Annotated in this window: 13 protein-coding genes; 6 read left to right on the forward strand and 7 right to left on the reverse strand. The window is 65.9% G+C overall.

What is annotated here, in order from left to right:
* Window positions 1–620 precede the first annotated feature (620 nt).
* Both ACMX2H_RS06860 and ACMX2H_RS06865 read right to left on the reverse strand, forming a co-directional pair.
* Window positions 621–3005, reverse strand: coding sequence for an ATP-binding cassette domain-containing protein (locus tag ACMX2H_RS06860; protein ID WP_414959792.1), 2385 nt, complete (start codon window positions 3003–3005; stop codon window positions 621–623).
* A 196-nt stretch (window positions 3006–3201) separates the two neighbouring features.
* The gene (locus tag ACMX2H_RS06865; RefSeq protein ID WP_414959793.1) at window positions 3202–4128 is read right to left on the reverse strand and encodes a 5'-3' exonuclease; all 927 of its coding nucleotides are present in this window, start codon (window positions 4126–4128) and stop codon (window positions 3202–3204) included.
* Between the two features lie 111 nt (window positions 4129–4239).
* Between ACMX2H_RS06865 and ACMX2H_RS06870 the strand changes: the two genes are divergently transcribed.
* Both ACMX2H_RS06870 and ACMX2H_RS06875 read left to right on the forward strand, forming a co-directional pair.
* Window positions 4240–5103, forward strand: a complete 864-nt coding sequence (locus ACMX2H_RS06870; RefSeq protein ID WP_414959794.1) for a hypothetical protein — start codon at window positions 4240–4242, stop codon at window positions 5101–5103.
* Between the two features lie 66 nt (window positions 5104–5169).
* Window positions 5170–5802: a peptide deformylase gene (locus ACMX2H_RS06875; protein WP_414959795.1), complete on the forward strand. Its 633-nt coding sequence runs from the start codon at window positions 5170–5172 to the stop codon at window positions 5800–5802.
* Between the two features lie 23 nt (window positions 5803–5825).
* On the opposite strand, the gene ACMX2H_RS06880 is transcribed toward ACMX2H_RS06875, so the two are convergent.
* Complete coding sequence (locus tag ACMX2H_RS06880; RefSeq protein ID WP_414959796.1) at window positions 5826–7892, reverse strand: S9 family peptidase; 2067 nt, start codon at window positions 7890–7892, stop codon at window positions 5826–5828.
* Window positions 7893–7966: 74 nt separating this feature from the next.
* Between ACMX2H_RS06880 and ACMX2H_RS06885 the strand changes: the two genes are divergently transcribed.
* A complete protein-coding gene (locus ACMX2H_RS06885; protein ID WP_414959797.1) occupies window positions 7967–8851 on the forward strand; it encodes a putative RNA methyltransferase in 885 nt (294 codons plus the stop codon).
* Between the two features lie 56 nt (window positions 8852–8907).
* On the opposite strand, the gene yczE is transcribed toward ACMX2H_RS06885, so the two are convergent.
* Window positions 8908–9552 carry a membrane protein YczE gene (yczE, locus tag ACMX2H_RS06890; RefSeq protein WP_414959798.1) on the reverse strand — a complete coding sequence of 215 codons (645 nt, stop codon included), beginning with the start codon at window positions 9550–9552 and terminating at the stop codon, window positions 8908–8910.
* Window positions 9553–9819: 267 nt separating this feature from the next.
* Here yczE and ACMX2H_RS06895 point away from each other — a divergent pair, with 267 nt between their 5' ends.
* The 3 genes from ACMX2H_RS06895 to ACMX2H_RS06905 all read left to right on the forward strand — a co-directional run bounded on the left by ACMX2H_RS06895 (window position 9820) and on the right by ACMX2H_RS06905 (window position 11921).
* Entirely contained in the window at window positions 9820–10293 is a 474-nt protein-coding gene (locus ACMX2H_RS06895; RefSeq protein ID WP_136786728.1) for an NfeD family protein, read from the forward strand.
* 60 nt (window positions 10294–10353) lie between these two features.
* Entirely contained in the window at window positions 10354–11286 is a 933-nt protein-coding gene (locus tag ACMX2H_RS06900) for an SPFH domain-containing protein (RefSeq protein ID WP_414959799.1), read from the forward strand.
* Window positions 11287–11573: 287 nt separating this feature from the next.
* Window positions 11574–11921, forward strand: a complete 348-nt coding sequence (locus ACMX2H_RS06905) for an RNA polymerase-binding protein RbpA (RefSeq protein WP_136786730.1) — start codon at window positions 11574–11576, stop codon at window positions 11919–11921.
* Between the two features lie 114 nt (window positions 11922–12035).
* Here the strand turns inward: ACMX2H_RS06905 and ACMX2H_RS06910 are convergent, their stop codons facing one another.
* From ACMX2H_RS06910 to ACMX2H_RS06920, 3 genes are all read right to left on the reverse strand, one after another.
* Window positions 12036–12767, reverse strand: a complete 732-nt coding sequence (locus ACMX2H_RS06910) for a polyprenol monophosphomannose synthase (RefSeq protein ID WP_414959800.1) — start codon at window positions 12765–12767, stop codon at window positions 12036–12038.
* Between the two features lie 519 nt (window positions 12768–13286).
* Entirely contained in the window at window positions 13287–14921 is a 1635-nt protein-coding gene (locus ACMX2H_RS06915) for an amidohydrolase (protein WP_414959801.1), read from the reverse strand.
* Window positions 14922–14956: 35 nt separating this feature from the next.
* Window positions 14957–17776, reverse strand: coding sequence for a DEAD/DEAH box helicase (locus ACMX2H_RS06920; protein WP_414959802.1), 2820 nt, complete (start codon window positions 17774–17776; stop codon window positions 14957–14959).
* Window positions 17777–17789: the final 13 nt, after the last annotated feature.

Genomic DNA, 17789 nt, shown 5'->3' on the forward strand with positions numbered 1-17789 from the left:
GGTTGGTGGAGAGCCCAGCTCCAGGAACAAGCAGGATAGATCGGGACTGATTCGGGGAGCGGGCCAGGCGCCAACCACCTCAGCGGCATCTGCGATACTCATTCCTTGCCTCGCGGTTAGTTGACATAATGTGGATTATCGGCGTTACGAATTGGGCCGGGCGGGGAGCCTGAAAGGTGGTCTGGCAGCTGAATCATCCAGCGCTGGTGAACCTCGTTGGTGGCCAACTGCGGGCGGCTTTCTCTGCACGACGCCTTGGCATCAAATCGGCCCGCATCGGGCCAGCGGCATGCGTCTGTGCCGAGACCTGGCCGCGCAGTCACCATGCCGGCAATGTTTGTCTGGCTGACAGTTGCCCGTGGATAAATTCGCCGATGACGCTGACTGCACAGCACCTGTGCGCCTGCCATGCACGCTCGGCAGTAACTGTGCGTCACCCGATCAGGTGTCTATCGTGCGAGCTCCGTGTCGCAGCCTCCAGGTAAGGCTCTGAGCTTGCAGATAAGTACAGGACTCCCGTGCTCTCGCTGCTGGTACGGCCTGCCGCCTGTCTAGGTTGACATAATCCTGCGCCAAACCGGCGGGCCTGGCGCAGGATCAGCAAAGCGGCTGCGGCAAAGTCAGGCTCCGACGTAGGCCGCCAGATGCTTGCCGGTCAAGGTGGAACGGTCGGCAACCAGCTCGGCTGGGGTGCCTTCGAAGACGATTCGTCCGCCCTCATTGCCGGCACCCGGCCCCAGGTCGATAATCCTGTCTGCATGGGCCATGACTGCTTGGTGGTGCTCGATGACGATGACGGATTTCCCGGAATCCACCAGCCTGTCCAGCAGACCGAGCAATTGCTCGACGTCGGCCAGATGGAGTCCGGTGGTCGGCTCGTCGAGGATGTAGATGTCGCCCTTCTCCGCCATCTGAGTGGCCAGCTTGAGCCGCTGCCGTTCTCCGCCGGACAAGGTGGTGAGCGGCTGGCCCAAGGTGAGGTAACCGAGGCCAACGTCCGCCAGCCGGTCCAGGATCTTATGCGCCGCCGGGGTGCGCGCCTCACCGGAACCGAAGAACTCCTCGGCCTCAGTCACTGACATCGCGAGCACTTCCGCAATGTTCTTCTCCCCCAGCGTGTACTCCAACACTGCCGACTGGAAGCGCTTGCCTTCGCATTCCTCGCAGGTCGACTCGACGGTCTCCATGATGCCGAGTTCGGTGTAGATCACCCCGGCACCGTTGCACACCGGGCAGGCGCCCTCCGAATTTGAGCTGAAGAGGGCCGGCTTGACGCCATTGGCCTTGGCAAACGCCTTCCGGATCGGCTCAAGCAGGCCGGTGTAGGTTGCCGGGTTGCTGCGCCGGGAACCCCGGATGGCGCCCTGATCGACCACCACCACGCCGTCGCGGCGGGCAACCGAGCCGTTGATCAGCGAGCTTTTACCTGACCCGGCCACCCCGGTGAGGACACAGAGAATCCCGAGCGGGATGTCGACGTCAACGCCCTGCAGGTTGTTCGTGGTGGCGCCGCGGACCTCCAGGGCGCCGCTGGCCTCGCGGACGGTTGCTTTGAGGGCCGCGCGGTCGTCGAGGTGCCGGCCAGTCAGCGTGTCGCTGGCGCGCAGCCCGTCCACGCTGCCTTCGAACACGACTTCTCCGCCTGCGGTGCCGGCCCGCGGGCCCAGGTCGACCGCGTGATCCGCAATCGCGATGGCCTCCGGCTTGTGCTCCACGACCAGCACGGTGTTGCCCTTGTCCCGCAGTTGCAGCAGCAGCTGGTTCATCCGCTCAATGTCGTGCGGGTGCAAACCAATGGTGGGCTCGTCGAAGACATAGGTCACGTCAGTGAGGGACGACCCGAGATGCCGGATCATTTTGGTGCGCTGCGCCTCTCCCCCGGACAAGGTGCCCGAGGGCCGGTCGAGGGACAGATAGCCGAGGCCAATTTCGGTGAACGAGTCGAGCAGGTGCTGCAACCCGGTGACCAGCGGCGCGACCGAAGGCTCATCCAGCGCCCGGACCCAGTCCGCCAGGTCGGTGATCTGCATCGAGCAGAGGTCGGCGATGTTCTTGCCCCTGATCTTTGACGACAAGGCTTCCTTGGCCAGCCGGGTGCCGCCGCAGTCGGGGCAGGTGGCGAACGTGATCGCCCGGTCCACGAAGGCCCGGACGTGGGGCTGCATCGCCTCACGGTCCTTGGAGAGCATCGACTTCTGGATCTTGGGGATCAGCCCCTCATAGGTAAGGTTGATGCCCTCCACCTTGATTTTGGTCGGTTCGGCGTAGAGCAGCTGGTGCAGCTCCTTCTTGTTGTACTTGCCGATGGGCTTATCCATGGGCAAGCCCGCGCCGCTGAAGATCCGGCCGTACCAGCCATCCATGCTGTAGCCCGGCACGGTCAGCGCGCCCTCGGACAGCGATTTGGTGTCGTCGTAGAGCGCGGTAAGATCAAAGTCACTCACCGAGCCCATCCCCTCACAGTGCGGGCACATGCCGCCGAGCCGGTGGAAGGTGGCCTTTTCGGCCTTGGTCTTGCCACCGCGTTCCACGGTGATGGCACCGCTGGCCTTGACCGACGGAACGTTGAAGGAATACGCGTTGGGCGAGCCGATGTGCGGGTCCCCCAGCCGGCTGAACAGAATCCGCAGCATCGCGTTGGCGTCCGTCACCGTGCCGACGGTGGAACGCGGGTTGGCGCCCAGCCGCTCCTGGTCAACGATGATTGCCGTGGTCAACCCTTCGAGCACGTCCACCTCGGGCCGGGCCAGTGTGGGCATGAAGCCCTGCACGAAGGCGCTGTAGGTCTCGTTGATCATGCGCTGGGACTCGGCGGCGATGGTGGCGAACACCAGCGAGCTCTTGCCCGAGCCGGAGACTCCGGTAAAGACGGTCAAGCGCCGTTTCGGGATCGCAACGCTGATGTCCTTGAGGTTGTTCACCCGCGCACCCTGCACGGTGATCATGTCGTGGCTGTCTGCGGCATGCGCCCGCGGCTGCGAGTCCGTCGTCGTGGCCGTACTCATCGTGTCTCCATCTGTGAGGCTGGGTCACCTTTGGGGTCTCCGAAGGTGACGATATCCATGACGGTAATGCTAGCCGTGGCCGGGTCGCCGGAGCTTCTTCATTCCTGCCCGTTCCGGACGGCGGCCAACCCAGGCGGCTTGCCTAAGCCGCCTGCGGCGCCCGCGACGTCAGCCCGCGGCAGGCCGCCGGGGCCTTTCAGCCGGAGGCCTCGCCGGCCGTCGCCAACGCCTTGCGGGCGCGGCCCAGCGGTCCGCTGATGTTCAGCTCGTTCGCCAGCCCGTCAAGCCGTTCCGCCTGGTCATCGTCGGGCGCCCGCAGCCGGCCGTCAACGCTCCCGAGGAACAGGTCCCGGACCACGTTGACCACCGTGGGCGCAACCTTGAGGTAGTCGGCGGATTCGGCAATCTTCGCCCGGAACCGCGCGGACATCGGAGCCTCCGGATCAGCGGCGGCGGAAACTATTCCGTCCAGGCTGCCATGGTCCTTCAGCAGTCCGGCCGCCGTCTTGTCGCCAATGCCGGGCACCCCTGGCAGGCCGTCGGAGGTGTCGCCGCGCAGCGTGGCGAAATCCGCGTATTGCACGGGCAGCACACCGTACTTGCGCACCACGGACACATCGGTCAGGACTTCAAGGTTGCTCATGCCCCGGGCCGTGTAGATCACCCGGACGTCCCGCTCGTCGTCCACCAGCTGGAACAGGTCCCGGTCTCCGGTCACGATATCGACGGGAACGTGGGCTTGGGCTGCAAGGCTGCCGATCACGTCGTCGGCCTCATGCTGGTCAGCTCCGACGACGGCGAGGCCGAGCGCGTCCAGCACCTCGCGGATCAGGGGCAATTGGGCTACCAGCCCCGGCGGAGTCTCTTCAACATCGACGCCGCCGGGCACGGTCGAGGCAACGCGATGGCGTTTATAGGTCGGAATCAGTTCGACCCGCCACGCGGGACGCCAGTCGTTGTCCCAGCAGGCCACCAGGTGGGTGGGCCGGTAGTCGGTGACCAGCCGGGCGATGATGTCGAGCAACCCGCGGACGGCGTTCACCGGTGTTCCGTCCTTGGACTTGATCGAATCAGGCAGTGCGTGGAAGGCCCGGAAATACAGCGAGGCGGTGTCAAGGAGCATGAGTCGTTCGTCCACAAGTTGCCCTTTCGCTGCTGGCAGGGACAAGTCCCCCGGAGTTGGTACTACCTTAGTGCCATGGGTCACGGCAGCCGAAGGAATCGGAAGTGTTCGGTGTTGCTGTTGACGGCGGCAGTCTTGACCTCCGGATGTACCGGCGCCCCCGGGGGTCTGTCCCCCGCCACCCCGCCGGCTAACCATCCGGTATCGGCCGCCGTTGACCAGGGCCGCGCGCACTACACGGACCGTGTGGTCAACCTGCTGATCACGAACATTTCCCCTGATCCCGTGCTGGTGACCTCAGCCACGCTGCATTCACCGCTGTATGACGGAGCAGCGGACTGGAAGCCCACGCGTATCGGCGGCACCAAGGTCTCGGCCGGTTCAACTGTCAGCCTGCCGGCTGAGCTGCCGCCGGCCCAGTGTTCGCCCGGTCAAGCGGCGGATGAGGCTGCGGGGCACCGGATAACGGCGACCATGGACGGCGAGCGGTCAGGGCTGAGCACCGTTGAAGTCCGGGCCAACGATCCGCACAACGTGCTCTCCCGGAACCACTCGGAGGACTGCATCGCGCAGGCTGCAGGTTCGGTGGCAGCGCTGCGGATTGACCAGACACTAAAAGTGCTGCCAGGCAGCCGCTCCGCAGTGGTCGGCATAGACGTCCGACCGACGGGCGGGAAAGAGTCGATGGTCATTGAATCCTTTGGCACCACCACCCTGCTGGACGAGGACAGCAAACATGCCTGGCCCAGGAACCTCCGCGTGGCCGGAGCTGATGCGGCATCTCGCGTGAGCCTGCAGGTGGTGCCGACTCGTTGCGATCCGCATGCCATGGCCGAGGACAAGCTGGGCACCCGGATTCCGGTCAGCATCGCGGCCGGGAACCGCCACGGCGTCCTGCGGCTCAATGGCGGCCATGATTTTGACCGCGCGGTGTACCGCTTCATCACCGCAGCTTGCCAGGCCGCCGGCCAGTGAGGCTGACGGCCTCCGCCGGCCGGCGCCTGCGGTTGCGGCGGCGTGCCAGCGCCTACACTGACAGCTGTGACCGACTACTCTGCCGAGCAACTGCGTGATCTGGTTCATGCACTGACCGCCTCCGGCGAACCTGCCCCCATCCTGCAAATCGGCGACCCGATGCTGCGGCGCCAGGCAGCGGTGTTCGACGGGCAGTTGGACGCTGCGGACCTGGCCGCGTTGTTGGAGCTGATGCGCCGGACCATGCAGGCTGCCCCGGGCGTCGGACTGGCCGCTCCGCAAATCGGGGTGCCGCTGCGGATCGCGGTTCTCGAAGACAGCTACGCCGCGGACCCCGAGGTGGCCGAAGCCCGTCAACGCACCCCGCTCCCCTACTTTTCGATCATCAATCCGTCCTACCGCGCCGTCGGCGAGGAAACGGCCGCCTTCTACGAGGGGTGCCTGTCCTTCACCGGATTCCAAGGCGTAGTGGAACGGCACCGTAGCGTCGAGCTGGACTACGACCTTCCCGACGGCAGCCACCGGCGGGAAACCTTCACCGGCTGGCCGGCCAGGATCGTGCAGCATGAAACCGACCACCTGGCCGGCACCATCTATGTGGACAAGGTGCTGCCCCGGTCGCTCTGCGGCAATGCCGAGTACATGCGCTTCTGGGCACAGCCAACGGTCGAACGGGCGCGCGCCGGCCTAGACTTCTAGGCCGGCGCCTGCACCGGCTTACCCTACGCCGGAGCAGCTGCTTTCGCCCCGGCTGCTGCCGTGAGGCCGCCGTCGTTGTTCTGCTCGGTGGGAAGGTAGGCGGCCCACCAGCGCAGGATTTCGTCAAAGCGCTGCTTCCGGTGCCACGGGGTGCCGGCACGCGAGAGCTCGTGATTCTCGCCGGGAAAGATCAGCAGTTGGGTGGGAACGCCCCGCTGTTTCAACCCCACGTAATAGCGCTGGGCCTGCTCCAGCGGACAGCGCAGGTCTTCTTCGGAATGGATGACGAACACCGGGGTGCGCACCGAGTCCAGCTGGGCAAAGGGATTCTGGCCGCGGACCTGTTCCGGATCGGTGCCGGTGTATTCATCCGAGAAGAACCAGCCGATGTCCGAGGAGCCGACGAACGACGGCGGATCCAGATAACCGCGCTCCACGATGGCCGCGACGAACCGGTGGTCCTGGGACACCGTCCAGGCGGTCAGGTAGCCGCCGTAGGAACCGCCCATGATGCCCTGCCGGCTTCCGTCCAGCTGCGGGTACTTCGCCACCGCGCCGTCAAGGAACGCCAGCACATCGGCCATATCCACGGTCCCCATCGCACCCTTGATGGCGCGGCCATGCGCCTGGCCGTAGCCCGCGGATCCCCGCGGGTTGCACATCACGACGGCGTAGCCCGCCTTGGCGTAGACCTGCGCCTCGTCGAACACCTCCCAGCCGTACTGGGCAAACGGCCCGCCGTGGATGTTCAGCAGCACCGGATGCGGCCCCTCGCCCTCGGGCAGCAGCACCCAGCCGTGCACCGGGTAGCCGTCGGCCGACGCGAAGACCTCTTCCCGGGCTTCGGTAAGGCCGGTGCTGCGCAGGGCTGCGGAGAAGTCGGTCAGTCGGGACAGGCCGGCGCCGGAGACCAGTCCCACGTCCCCTGCCGTACCGGCGTCGGAAAAACTGACGACCGTTCGGCCCGCGGCGTGTGCAGCAGCCGACACATTCAGTGGCCCGTCGACCAGGACGGTGATGCTGCCCGTGGCCGATACTTCCAACAGTTGTGCGGAGCCGCGGTGCCGGTTCACGGCCAGCACCGAGTCTGGCCCGGCGGGCACCAGATCGCCCTCGGCCAGGTCCAGCGTTTCCGGATCGGTCAGCCGCCGGACCTCGTGCGGAGCGGACACGGGGGCGGCATAAAGTGCGGTGTTACGGGCGACGAAGTCCGTTCCGTTGCCGATCGAACTGCCCAGATAGAACAGCCAGTCGCCGTCGTTGCTGAGCGCAGGAGAACCGGCGCCCAGGGCCTCGCCGGCCAGGTTGGACAGGAGCTGTGGCTGCACGTCAGAGGCCTCAGGATCGAGGGCGTACACGTCGCGCCGTAGATCTTCATCCGCGCTGTTGTGCAGCGCGGCGGCGAAGTACAGCGTCCGCCCGTCCGGGCTGAAGACCGGGCTGTCGTGGTCGGCGTCGGCGCTGGTGAGCTGCCGTGCGGGGGCCACCGCCGAAAACTCTGCGCCGGCGTCCTCGGTGGCCTTCTGGGCCCGGCCTACCGGCGCCACCGCCGGTTCCGCCTGCAGGTCCGGCGCGTCCACCATGAACAAGTGGGTGCGCTTGTCGCCGGTGTAGCCGGCACCGTTCATCCGGTACTTGTAGCCGGTGACCAGCCGGGCGTCCTCCGCGCCGGGACCCACGCCGTCCAAAGTGCCGTACCGGCCTTGGGCCGGCACGCGGGCGGCGAAGACCAGGCGGCGGGAGTCTGGTGCCCAGACGAAAGCGGAGACCCCCAGCTTCTGATCGGTGACGGCCACTGGCTCTCCGCCGCGGCTGTCCACCACCATCAGTTGCGGCCGCTCCCCCGGTGCCGCCGCCCGCAGGAAGGCCAGCGAACCGCCGTCGGGCGAGTAGCACGGCGCGGTGTCCCTGAAGCCGCGGGTCAGGCGGCGAGGCGCTCCGCCGTCGTCAAGCGGAACTTCCCACAATTGCCCTACGTAGCTGTCCGACGCAAAGTCAGGATGGGTGACGGACACCGCCGCACGGCTACCGCCCGGATGGAGTGTTGGGCCGGACAACGAATTAAATAAAGCAATGTCTTCAGATCTCACCCTTGTGAGCCTAGTCTCATCGCCGGGCCGGAGCCAATCAGCCGCACTGCTGACCGCGCTGCCTAGGATGGAGCATGCCCTCCGCCGTACGTCCCCTGGATCTGGTCCCGCTGATGCTCTGCCCGGTCTGCGGGGAACAACTGGAAGCCGCCGGGCGGGTCCCGGCCCAAGGCCTGCGGTGCGCGGCAGGCCACCAGTACGACGGCGCCCGGCAGGGTTACGTCAACATGCTCACCGGCCGCGGTACCCGCTTTATTCCGGACACGGCCGAGATGGTTGCCGCACGCGACGCGTTCCTGGGCGCCGGACACTACGCTCCGCTGGCCCGGCAACTGGCGGCGACCGCCGGCACGCTCCTGGCCGGCACGCAGGCACCCGTGCTGCTGGATGCCGGTTCAGGTACCGGCTACTACCTTGAAGCCGTGCTGCGAAGTGTGATGGATGGCCGGGCATTCGCGCTGGATCTGTCCAAGTTCGCCCTGCGCCGGGCTGCCCGTGCCCTGCCGGACGCCTTGTGCGTGGTCTGGGACCTGTGGAAGCCGTTTCCGCTGGCTGCTGGCAGCACCGACCTGATCCTCAATGTCTTCGCGCCGCGAAATCCCGCGGAGTTTGCTCGGGTGCTGAAACCCGGCGGCCATTTGGTGGTGGCCACCGCAGCGCCCGGGCACCTGGGCGAACTGCGCGACGTGGTACCGCTGCTGGCCGTGGATGCCGACAAAGCGGAGCGGCTGGGCAGCACCCTGGGCGACGGCTTCGAGGAAGTGGACGCGGTGCAGCTCCAGGTGCCGCTGGAGTTGGACGCCGAGGACATGGTGCAGCTGGTCATGATGGGACCTAACGCCCACCACAGCGATGCCGGAAAGATCCGGGCCGCCGCGGCTGAAGCGACTGCCGCTGGCGGATTTGAGGTGACCGCGCGGTTCACCGTGTCGACGTATCGGCGCCTCGGCCGCGGATAGCCCCGTCGTCGCCGGCAACGGCCTCATGCCCCTTCCGGTTTAGTGGACGGGAACGATCAGTGGACGGGCTCGGCGGAGGCGTCCTTGCGGGCGGCCGGTTTCAGGTCGACAAACATCCATTTCAGGAACAGCTGGATCAGCGGTCCGATGGCCAGGACGAACACCAGCGTGCCAAGCCCGACGACGCCGCCGAGCAGCCACCCGGTTAAGGTCACCGCTGCCTCGATCCCGGTCCGGACTATCCAGACCTGCCACCCTGTGACTGCATGCAGGCCGGTCATCAAGCCGTCGCGGGGTCCGGGGCCCAGTCCAGCTCCGATGTACAGGGCGCTGGCGGCAGCCAGCAGCAGCAATCCGACGCTGAAAGACAGAACCTGCGCAGCCAGATGATGCCAGTGCGGAATGACCAGCAAACCAATGTCGGCGAAAAAGCCCACGAGCAGTGCGTTGGCGATGGTGCCTGCGCCCGGCTTCTGCCGCAGCGGGATCCAGAGCAGCAGCACAGCCGCGCTGATTGCCACGGTCGCCCAACCGAAGCTCATGCCGGTTGCCCGGGCTATCCCCTGGCTCAGCACATCCCACGGCGCGGAACCGAGGCTGGCCCGGATCATCAGGGCGATCGCGATGCCGTAGGCGAAGAGACCGACAAACAGGCGCAGCGTCCTCAGGGACAATCGGCTGCTGGTCAGTACGGTCTGCATGGCAAGCTCCGGGAGACACGGTGGGGCGCGGTATTCAGCACCGAACCATCCTATCCAGCCCCGCGGCTTGACTTCCCGGCAACGCCGTTCTGGTTACAACTTGGCCACGATACGCCCAATCCCGCACGCAAGTGGCCAATTTCACGCCGACCCGCCCCGCCGTCGGGCATGATGGAAGCATCAAGGGCAGCAGCAGCTCGCGGTGGATGCCTGCTTGAACGATGCAGGCTCAGGAAACGGCGGCTGCTCCAACATCTGGGAGTACTGATGATCGAATGGCTTGTCGCCAACAGCTGGGTACTCTGGCTGGTCGTGTTCCTGATCTTGGCCATCGTCGAAATGATGACGCTTGACCTATTTTTTATCATGATGTCCTCCGGCGCACTGGTGGCCCTGTTCGGGGCTTTGCTCGGGCTGCCTTTCTGGCTGCAGGTGGTCATCTTCTGCGTCGTCGCTTTGCTGATGGTGCTATTCGTCCGGCCGGTCGCACTGCGGCATCTGCGCCGTGGACCGCGGGAGCAAGCAACAAACGTGGACCGGCTGATTGGCGAATCAGCGATGACGCTTGAATCCGTCACCGACCATTCCGGCGTGGTCAAGATCGGCGGCGATACCTGGACCGCAAGGTCTGCGGACGGATCGGCCATTCCGGCCGGACAGCGCGTTTCGGTGGCCCGGATCGAGGGCGCGACCGCCGTCGTGACACCGCAACGAACAGACGGGCCGCTCCCGGCCCAGTAAGACCCGCGCCGGGCTGGATTCCGGCACCCGAGTCACTGACACCACTCCTAGAGGGGAACTATGGATAGCAATATCGCAATCTGGATCGTGCTGCTGGTCCTGATCTTGTTCGTCGTGATCGTCCTGGTCCGGGCCGTACGGATCGTCCCGCAGGCACGGGCCGGCGTTGTGGAGCGACTGGGCAAGTACCAGCGCACCTTGAACCCCGGACTCACCATCCTGATCCCCTTCGTGGACCGGCTGCTGCCACTGTTGGACCTGCGCGAACAGGTTGTCTCCTTCCCGCCGCAACCGGTGATCACCGAAGACAACCTCGTGGTCTCCATCGACACGGTGGTCTATTTCCAGGTCACCGATGCGCGGGCCGCCACCTACGAGATCGCCAACTACATCCAGGCTGTGGAACAGCTGACCACCACTACCCTGCGCAACGTAGTCGGCGGCCTGAACCTGGAAGAAGCACTGACATCACGTGACCAGATCAACGGCCAACTGCGCGGAGTCCTGGACGAAGCCACCGGCCGCTGGGGGATCCGCGTCTCACGGGTGGAACTCAAGGCGATTGATCCACCGCATTCCATCCAGGATTCGATGGAAAAGCAGATGCGGGCCGAACGTGACCGCCGCGCGGCCATTCTGACCGCCGAAGGCCTCAAGCAGTCCCAGATCTTGACCGCGGAGGGCCAGCGGCAGGCTGCCATCCTTGCGGCCGAAGGCGATGCCAAGGCGGCCATCCTGCGGGCCGACGGCGAAGCCCAGGCCATCCAAAAGGTGTTCGATGCCATCCATAAGGGCAACCCCACCCAAAAACTCCTGGCCTACCAGTACCTGCAGACGCTGCCCAAGCTTGCCGAAGGCGAGTCGAACAAACTCTGGATTATCCCCAGTGAGGTCGGCGAAGCACTCAAGGGCATTGGCAGCGTGCTGGGCGCCGCGGTTCCGGAGGACGGCACGCCGGCCGTCTCCGCAGCCGACAACCAACCGCGCGGTTAGGCCCCACGACCGCACCTTATGAAGGACCCGGCAGCCGAGGCGACTGGCAGCCCATGGCCGCCGGGATCCGCAGCAGCCCGGAGGCGTTTTACCTGAAACAGGGGTGCGGACTATAATGGGTTGTTTGCCGGGAAGTTGCCGCTCATAACCATCCTTGACGTGGAGCAGATTGCCATTATCATCTGCGACCGGGAACAGACGGCCGCCCGCCGACGTTGAGGGTGTTAGCGAGCCATCGCGGACGTGGTCCAAGCACCGGGTCCGCCACAAGACAAGAGGGAGAGATCATGAGCGATCGTAGCCTGCGGGGTATGCGCCTCGGAGCGCAGAGCATGGAGACTGAATCCGGTGTCGAGCCGGCTCCGCGCCAGCGCGTTGAGTACCGTTGCGAGGATGGCGAGCAGGTGTTCGTCACTTTTGCCGCAGAGGCCGAGATTCCCGCAGTCTGGGTCTCCAAATCCGGCAAAGAGGCGCTCCTGGTTGACGGTGAAAGGCCCGTTGACCCGAATGCCAAGCCAGTGCGCACCCACTGGGACATGCTTCTGGAGCGCCGCAGCGTGGAGGAACTGGAACAGATCCTCGAAGACCGCCTGACCAAGCTCCGCGAACGCCGCGGGGAACGGCGCACCGCTTAACGCCTCGCCTCTCAGCCGCTAAAGCTAAAGGGAGCAACCCGGAATCCGGGTTGCTCCCTCTGCTTTTATGTCTGCCTCTGTTGCGCTTGCCCGGGTCCGGATCGCTTGCGCGGCTCAGGCCCTCTTGGCGCGAAGCCTGCGCCACTTGTCGGCGATCCCCCATTTGGTGACCAGCACAATCGACTCGGCGACAATCGCACCGCTCATCTTCGAGTCGCCGTACTCCCGCTCGACGAAGGTGATCGGAACTTCGCGGACTGTCAGTCCTGACTTCAGGGTCTGCCAGGTGAGATCGATCTGGAAGCAGTAACCGACGGATTCCACGGCAGCAAGATCGATGGTGCGCAGGGTCTGGGCCTTGAAGGCGTTGTAGCCTCCGGTGATGTCGCGGACGGTCACACCCAGCATGAGCCGCGAGTACAGGCTGCCAGCCAGCGAAATGGCCTTGCGGTGGATGGGCCAGTTGACGACTTTGCCGCCGGGGATCCAGCGTGAGCCTTTGGCCATGTCTGCGCCCTCGCGCAGCGCGGACAGCAACCGGTTCAGTTCTTCCGGCTGGTGGGAGCCATCGGCGTCCATTTCCACCAGCACGTCGTAGCCGGCGTCGAGGCCCCAGCGGAATCCGGCGATGTAGGCTGCGCCCAGCCCGGCCTTGCCCTCGCGGTGGAGCACATGGATGGCGGAATCTTCAGCGGCCATCCGGTCGGCGAGGGCACCGGTGCCATCCGGTGAATTGTCGTCGACCACCAGGATGTCGGAGCCGGGTTCGGCGGAGCGGAGGCGGGCTACTGTCTTCGGGAGGGACTCAATCTCGTTGTACGTCGGGATGATGGTGACGACCCGCACTCAGTGGCCTTTCGAACGTTGTGCTGCAAACCGCAGATTCCATGATGCGTGAGGTGCCCAAAGGGCTTCCACATCGACGGTCCAGTATAGGCCATCGCCCGGATGGCCAGTTGGCAGACGGACCGGGCGGCCGGTAACGGGAGGAAGGGCGGGTAGGTCCGCATGCCTTCGGGCCACGAAAGCAAACCTGTAGGGGAACGCAGACATGTTTTCTACTGACATGCGGACCTACCCTGGAAAGTGCCGGTTCGTCAAGGGGCAAAGGGTGCAACCGCACAGAGGCAGGCTACCGCCAGCTGCCGCTCTCCCCGGCACGGGCCGAAATCCGCGAAGAAATACCGGCCCACTGAGACTTCAGCCTACTGGCTATGTAGGAAGTGTCAATACCGCTCTGACCTGCGGTTTTGTCCAAAGATGCACGTCAGAGCGGGTCTCCTCGCTGCGGAAATGAGCAGAAATTAAACATTTCATTCAGATTTCCCTCTTTGCGGCCTGGACCGCGCCGCGGCGCTTCCCGCGCTAAAGCGCGTCATGGATGGTTATTCCGTTCACCACAGTCCGGACACATTCCGGCAACCGACCATTGTCCAGGGACGGAAGCATGGGGGTGCCGGCGCGGGCGTCCGTGCTCCAGGCAGACACCCGCGAGTCCGGCGTCTGGATGGAAAGCTCATCCGCATCCCAGACGGCGAAGGTGGCGGGTGTCCCCGGGGCCAGCTGCCCCTCCATCGGGTTGCGCTCCCCTGCCGCCCGCCACCCAGCCCGCGTGTGCGCCAAAAACGCAGCCCGGGCAGACATCTGCTCGTCCCGGTTGTGGTGCTCCAGGCACGCCTTCACGGTCGCCCACGGGCTTTGCTCGGTCACCGGGGCGTCGGATCCGATGGCTACCGGAACGCCCGCGGTCTGCATCGTGCCCACCGCGTTCATCGCCAGGGCGGCGTCGGCACCAAGACGGGTGGCGTACATCCCGTCGCTGCCGCCCCAATACGCGTCGAAGAGTGGCTGCATGCTGGCCGTCACGCCATGCTGCAGCAGCCGCTCGAGGGCTCCATCAGGCAGCATCTCCACGTGTTCCAAGCGCGGACGGGCGGACCGCACCGTCGCTTGACCGACGCGTTCGGCGGCCAGATCCAGCGCATCCAAGACCCGGAGGAGGGCGGCGTCGCCGATCACGTGGAAGCCGGCCTGGATGCCTGCCTCAGCAGTCAACTCCAGATGCCGGGCAGCTGGCTCGGTTTCCAGGTACAGCGAACCATGTTCGCCCGGCCGGTCGGCATAGCCGGCGCTGATGGCCGCGGAGTGGGATCCGATGGAGCCGTCCATGGTCAGGTCGCCGCCGAGCCCCCGCAGGCGCCCGGCAAAGCGTTCCAGGGTCTCGGTGACCTGTCCGGCCGAGGTCATCAGCTCTCCCCAATACGGCAGGATCCTGGGTCCGGGTTGGGCATCGCTCAGTGCCAGCAGTCCCAGCAGGTCCTCGGCGGGTCCCAGCTGCGGGGCAGCCATTTCCGTCAGCGCGACGTACCCTCGGGAAGCCGCGTGCTGCAGGGCCTTGCGCTGGAGCTCTTCCCGACGGCCGGCAGCGGGTGCCTGGACAGCGTGCCGGGCGCGTTCCAGCGCCGGCCCGCTGACGGTGCCGCTGGCGGTCCATCCGGGCACCTCGGCCAGCGCCAGCCGGGCCGCCAGCGCCGCCGAGACCACTGCTGAATGGACGTCCACCCGGGTCAGGAAGACCTCTGCCCCCGACGCGGCGCGGTCCAGTTCGGCAGCGCTCGGTGCGCGGTGCTCCGGCCACTGAGTTTCATCCCAGCCGTGTCCCAGCACGGGCCCGGTGTCCTGTCGCGCAGCCGCCGCGACCGCATCGAGCAGTTCCGCCAGTGAGGCACAAGCGGCCAGATCCAGCGAGGACAGGGCGAGGCCGGTCTGGGTTACGTGGGCATGCGCATCCACGAACCCGGGGGCCACCAGCCGACCGTCCAGGTCGACGATGCTCATGGTGTTGTCCGCTATGGACGCGGCGGCATGCTCGGATCCGATCCATGCAACGGTGCCGCCGTCAACCAGCATGGCCGTGGCATATGGGTCGGCCGCGCTGTAGATGCTGCCATTGCGGTACAGCGTGAGACCCGAGGCGGCGGGCAGGGCGGATTTACTCATGGAGATCCTTTCAGGGGGTACAGCGGCGGGCCGGGCTAGTCGGCCACGGCGGCATAGGCAACGACGCCGCGGCGGACCTGGCCGATGGCCTGCCTGCCGCGCGCCGCTAGCTGTGGATCAATCGCGGGAACCTTGACCAACTGGTCCAGCAGGTCGATCACCTGCTTGGCCCACCGGACAAAGTCGCCGGCAGCCAGGTCAGTTCCCTTGAGGGCTGTTTGCAGCGAGCGGCCGCTCGCCCACTTGTAGATCGGCCAGACGAGTCCCAGTTCCGGCTCCCCGCTCAGCGGCAAGCGGTGCTGCTCCTCAAGGTCGGTCAGCTGCGACCACTCGCGCACCGCGATGCTGACCGACGCTTCCATCGCCGGCGAGGGCATCTTGGGCCGAATGCCGGCCTCTTCACGTTTGGCCTGATACACCAGGCAGGAGACGAAGGCCGCCAGTTCTGCGGCGCCGAGCCCTGCGAAGGCGTCCTGCTCCAGGCACAGGGCCACCAACAGGTCGCGGTCCCCGTAGATCCGCCGGAGGCGTTCTCCCGCCGGGCTGATCGCCACGCCGTCGCCACCGGTCTCCAGATAGCCATAGCTGTCCAATACTTGGCAGACGCGGTCGAAGGTCTTGGCGATGGTGTTGGTCCGGCCTTGGATCTGCGAGACCAGTTGGTCGGTCTCTTTGCGGAGCTTCCACCACCGCTCGGCCCAGCGGGCGTGATCCTCACGATCGCTGCAGCCGTGGCAGGGATGGGCCTTGAGTTTGCGGCGCAGGTCGTTGATCTGCCGCTCGGCCTGTTGCCCGCCGGGCACCACAAAGTCACGGTGTTCGGTCCCGCGACGCGGCGGACGCTTGTCGTGCAGGGCATTGCGCAGCGATGACGCCAGGTCGCGGCGTTCCTTCGGGCTGCGCGCGTTGAAAGACTTGGGGATCCGGATGCTGGACAGGACCTCCACCGGGCCCTGGAAATCGTCTACCGAGATGCGCCGGATGTGCTTTTCCTGGGTCAGTACGGTCGGGCGGGGCTCGCGGGCTGATTCGTCCCGGTCCAGCACCACCGCGTAGCCTAAGCTCCGTCCTGCCGAGATGTCGATGATGTCCCCGCGGCGCAGCCGGTCCAGCGACGATGCGGCCGCCGAACGCAGATGCCGGGACTGAGTGCGGGAGGCGCGTTTCTCGACGTCGTTCAGTTCCCGGCGCAGCCGCGCGTACTCGGTGAAGTCGCCCAAATGGCAGCTCATCGCCTGTTCGTAGCCGGCCAGGGATTCTTCCCGGCTGCGCACCTGCTTCGCCAGGCCCACCACCGAACGGTCTGCCTGGAACTGCGCGAACGAGCTCTCCAGGATCTCGCGGGCGGGACCGCGGCCGAACTGGGCGATCAGGTTGATGCTCATGTTGTAGGTCGGCCGGAAACTGGAATTCAGCGGATAGGTGCGCCGCGAAGCCAGGCCGGCCACGGCACCCGGATCGGTGCCGGGCTGCCACAGCACCACGGCGTGGCCCTCAACGTCGATGCCCCGCCGTCCGGCGCGGCCGGTCAGCTGGGTGTACTCCCCCGCCGTGATGTCGACGTGTGCCTCGCCGTTGAACTTGTCCAGTTTCTCCAGCACCACGGACCGGGCCGGCATGTTCACTCCCAGCGCCAGCGTCTCGGTAGCGAAGACTGCGCGCACCAACCCGTCGGCAAATAGCTTCTCCACCACTTCCTTGAACGTGGGAAGCATGCCGGCGTGGTGGGCCGAAAACCCGCGGGACAAGCCCTCGCGCCAGGTCCAGAAGCCGAGCACGTCCAGATCCTCTTCGGCAATGTCCTGCACGGCTTCGTCCACCCGGCGGACGATGGCGCCGCGTTCCTTCTCCGTGGTCAGGATCAACCCGGACTCCAGGCACTGCTTCACGGCGGCGTCGCAGCCGTTGCGGGAGAAAATGAAGGTGATCGCCGGCAGCAGCCCTTCGCTGTCCAGCTTGGCGATCACCTGCGGGCGGCTGGCGCGCCGGATCCGGGTCAACGCCTGCCGGGGAGGTTCCGGGGCACGCCGTCCCCGCCGTCCGCCGGACCGGCCCCAGTTGACGCTGCGGTTAAGCTTGTGCTCGGCCGAAGCCAGCTTCAGCAACTCAGGGTTCACTTCATAGGCACGGCTGTTGCCGGCCCCGGATTCCGGCACCGACTCATCGAAGGCGATGTCGCCGGCGAAGAGATCGAACAAATCGGAGCCGACCATCACGTGCTGCCACAGCGGCACCGGCCGGTGCTCGGACACCACCACGTCGGTGTCGCCGCGGACGGTATCCAGCCAGGCGCCGAACTCTTCCGCATTGGATACGGTGGCCGACAATGAGACCAGTTGCACGTCGTCGGGAAGGTGGATGATGACTTCTTCCCACACCGCACCACGGAAGCGGTCGGCCAGATAGTGGACCTCGTCCATCACCACGTAGGCCAGGTCCAGCAATGTGTCGGAGTTGGCGTACAGCATGTTCCGCAGCACCTCGGTGGTCATTACCACGACGTCCGCATGCGGGTTGACGGAGGTGTCGCCGGTCAGCAGGCCGACGCGTTCCGCTCCGTAGGTGGCGACCAGTTCGTTGTACTTCTGGTTGCTCAGCGCCTTGATCGGCGTGGTGTAAAAAGCCTTCAAGCCCCGCTGCAGCGCCATGTAGACCGCAAACTCGCCGACGACGGTCTTGCCGGCGCCGGTGGGGGCGGCAACCAACACGCCGCGCCCGAGCTCAAGCGCTTCGCAAGCTTCGCGCTGGAACGGATCGAGTTCGAATCCGAGAGTCTGGCTGAATGAATACAACCGGGTCTTGGAGAAGGCCACCCGTTCGGCGGCTGCCAGATAGCGTTCGGATGGAGAACTCATACCAAAAGACTAT

Origin of the sequence: Arthrobacter sulfonylureivorans, assembly GCF_047607445.1 — a bacterium.
Lineage (GTDB): Bacteria > Actinomycetota > Actinomycetes > Actinomycetales > Micrococcaceae > Crystallibacter > Crystallibacter sulfonylureivorans_A.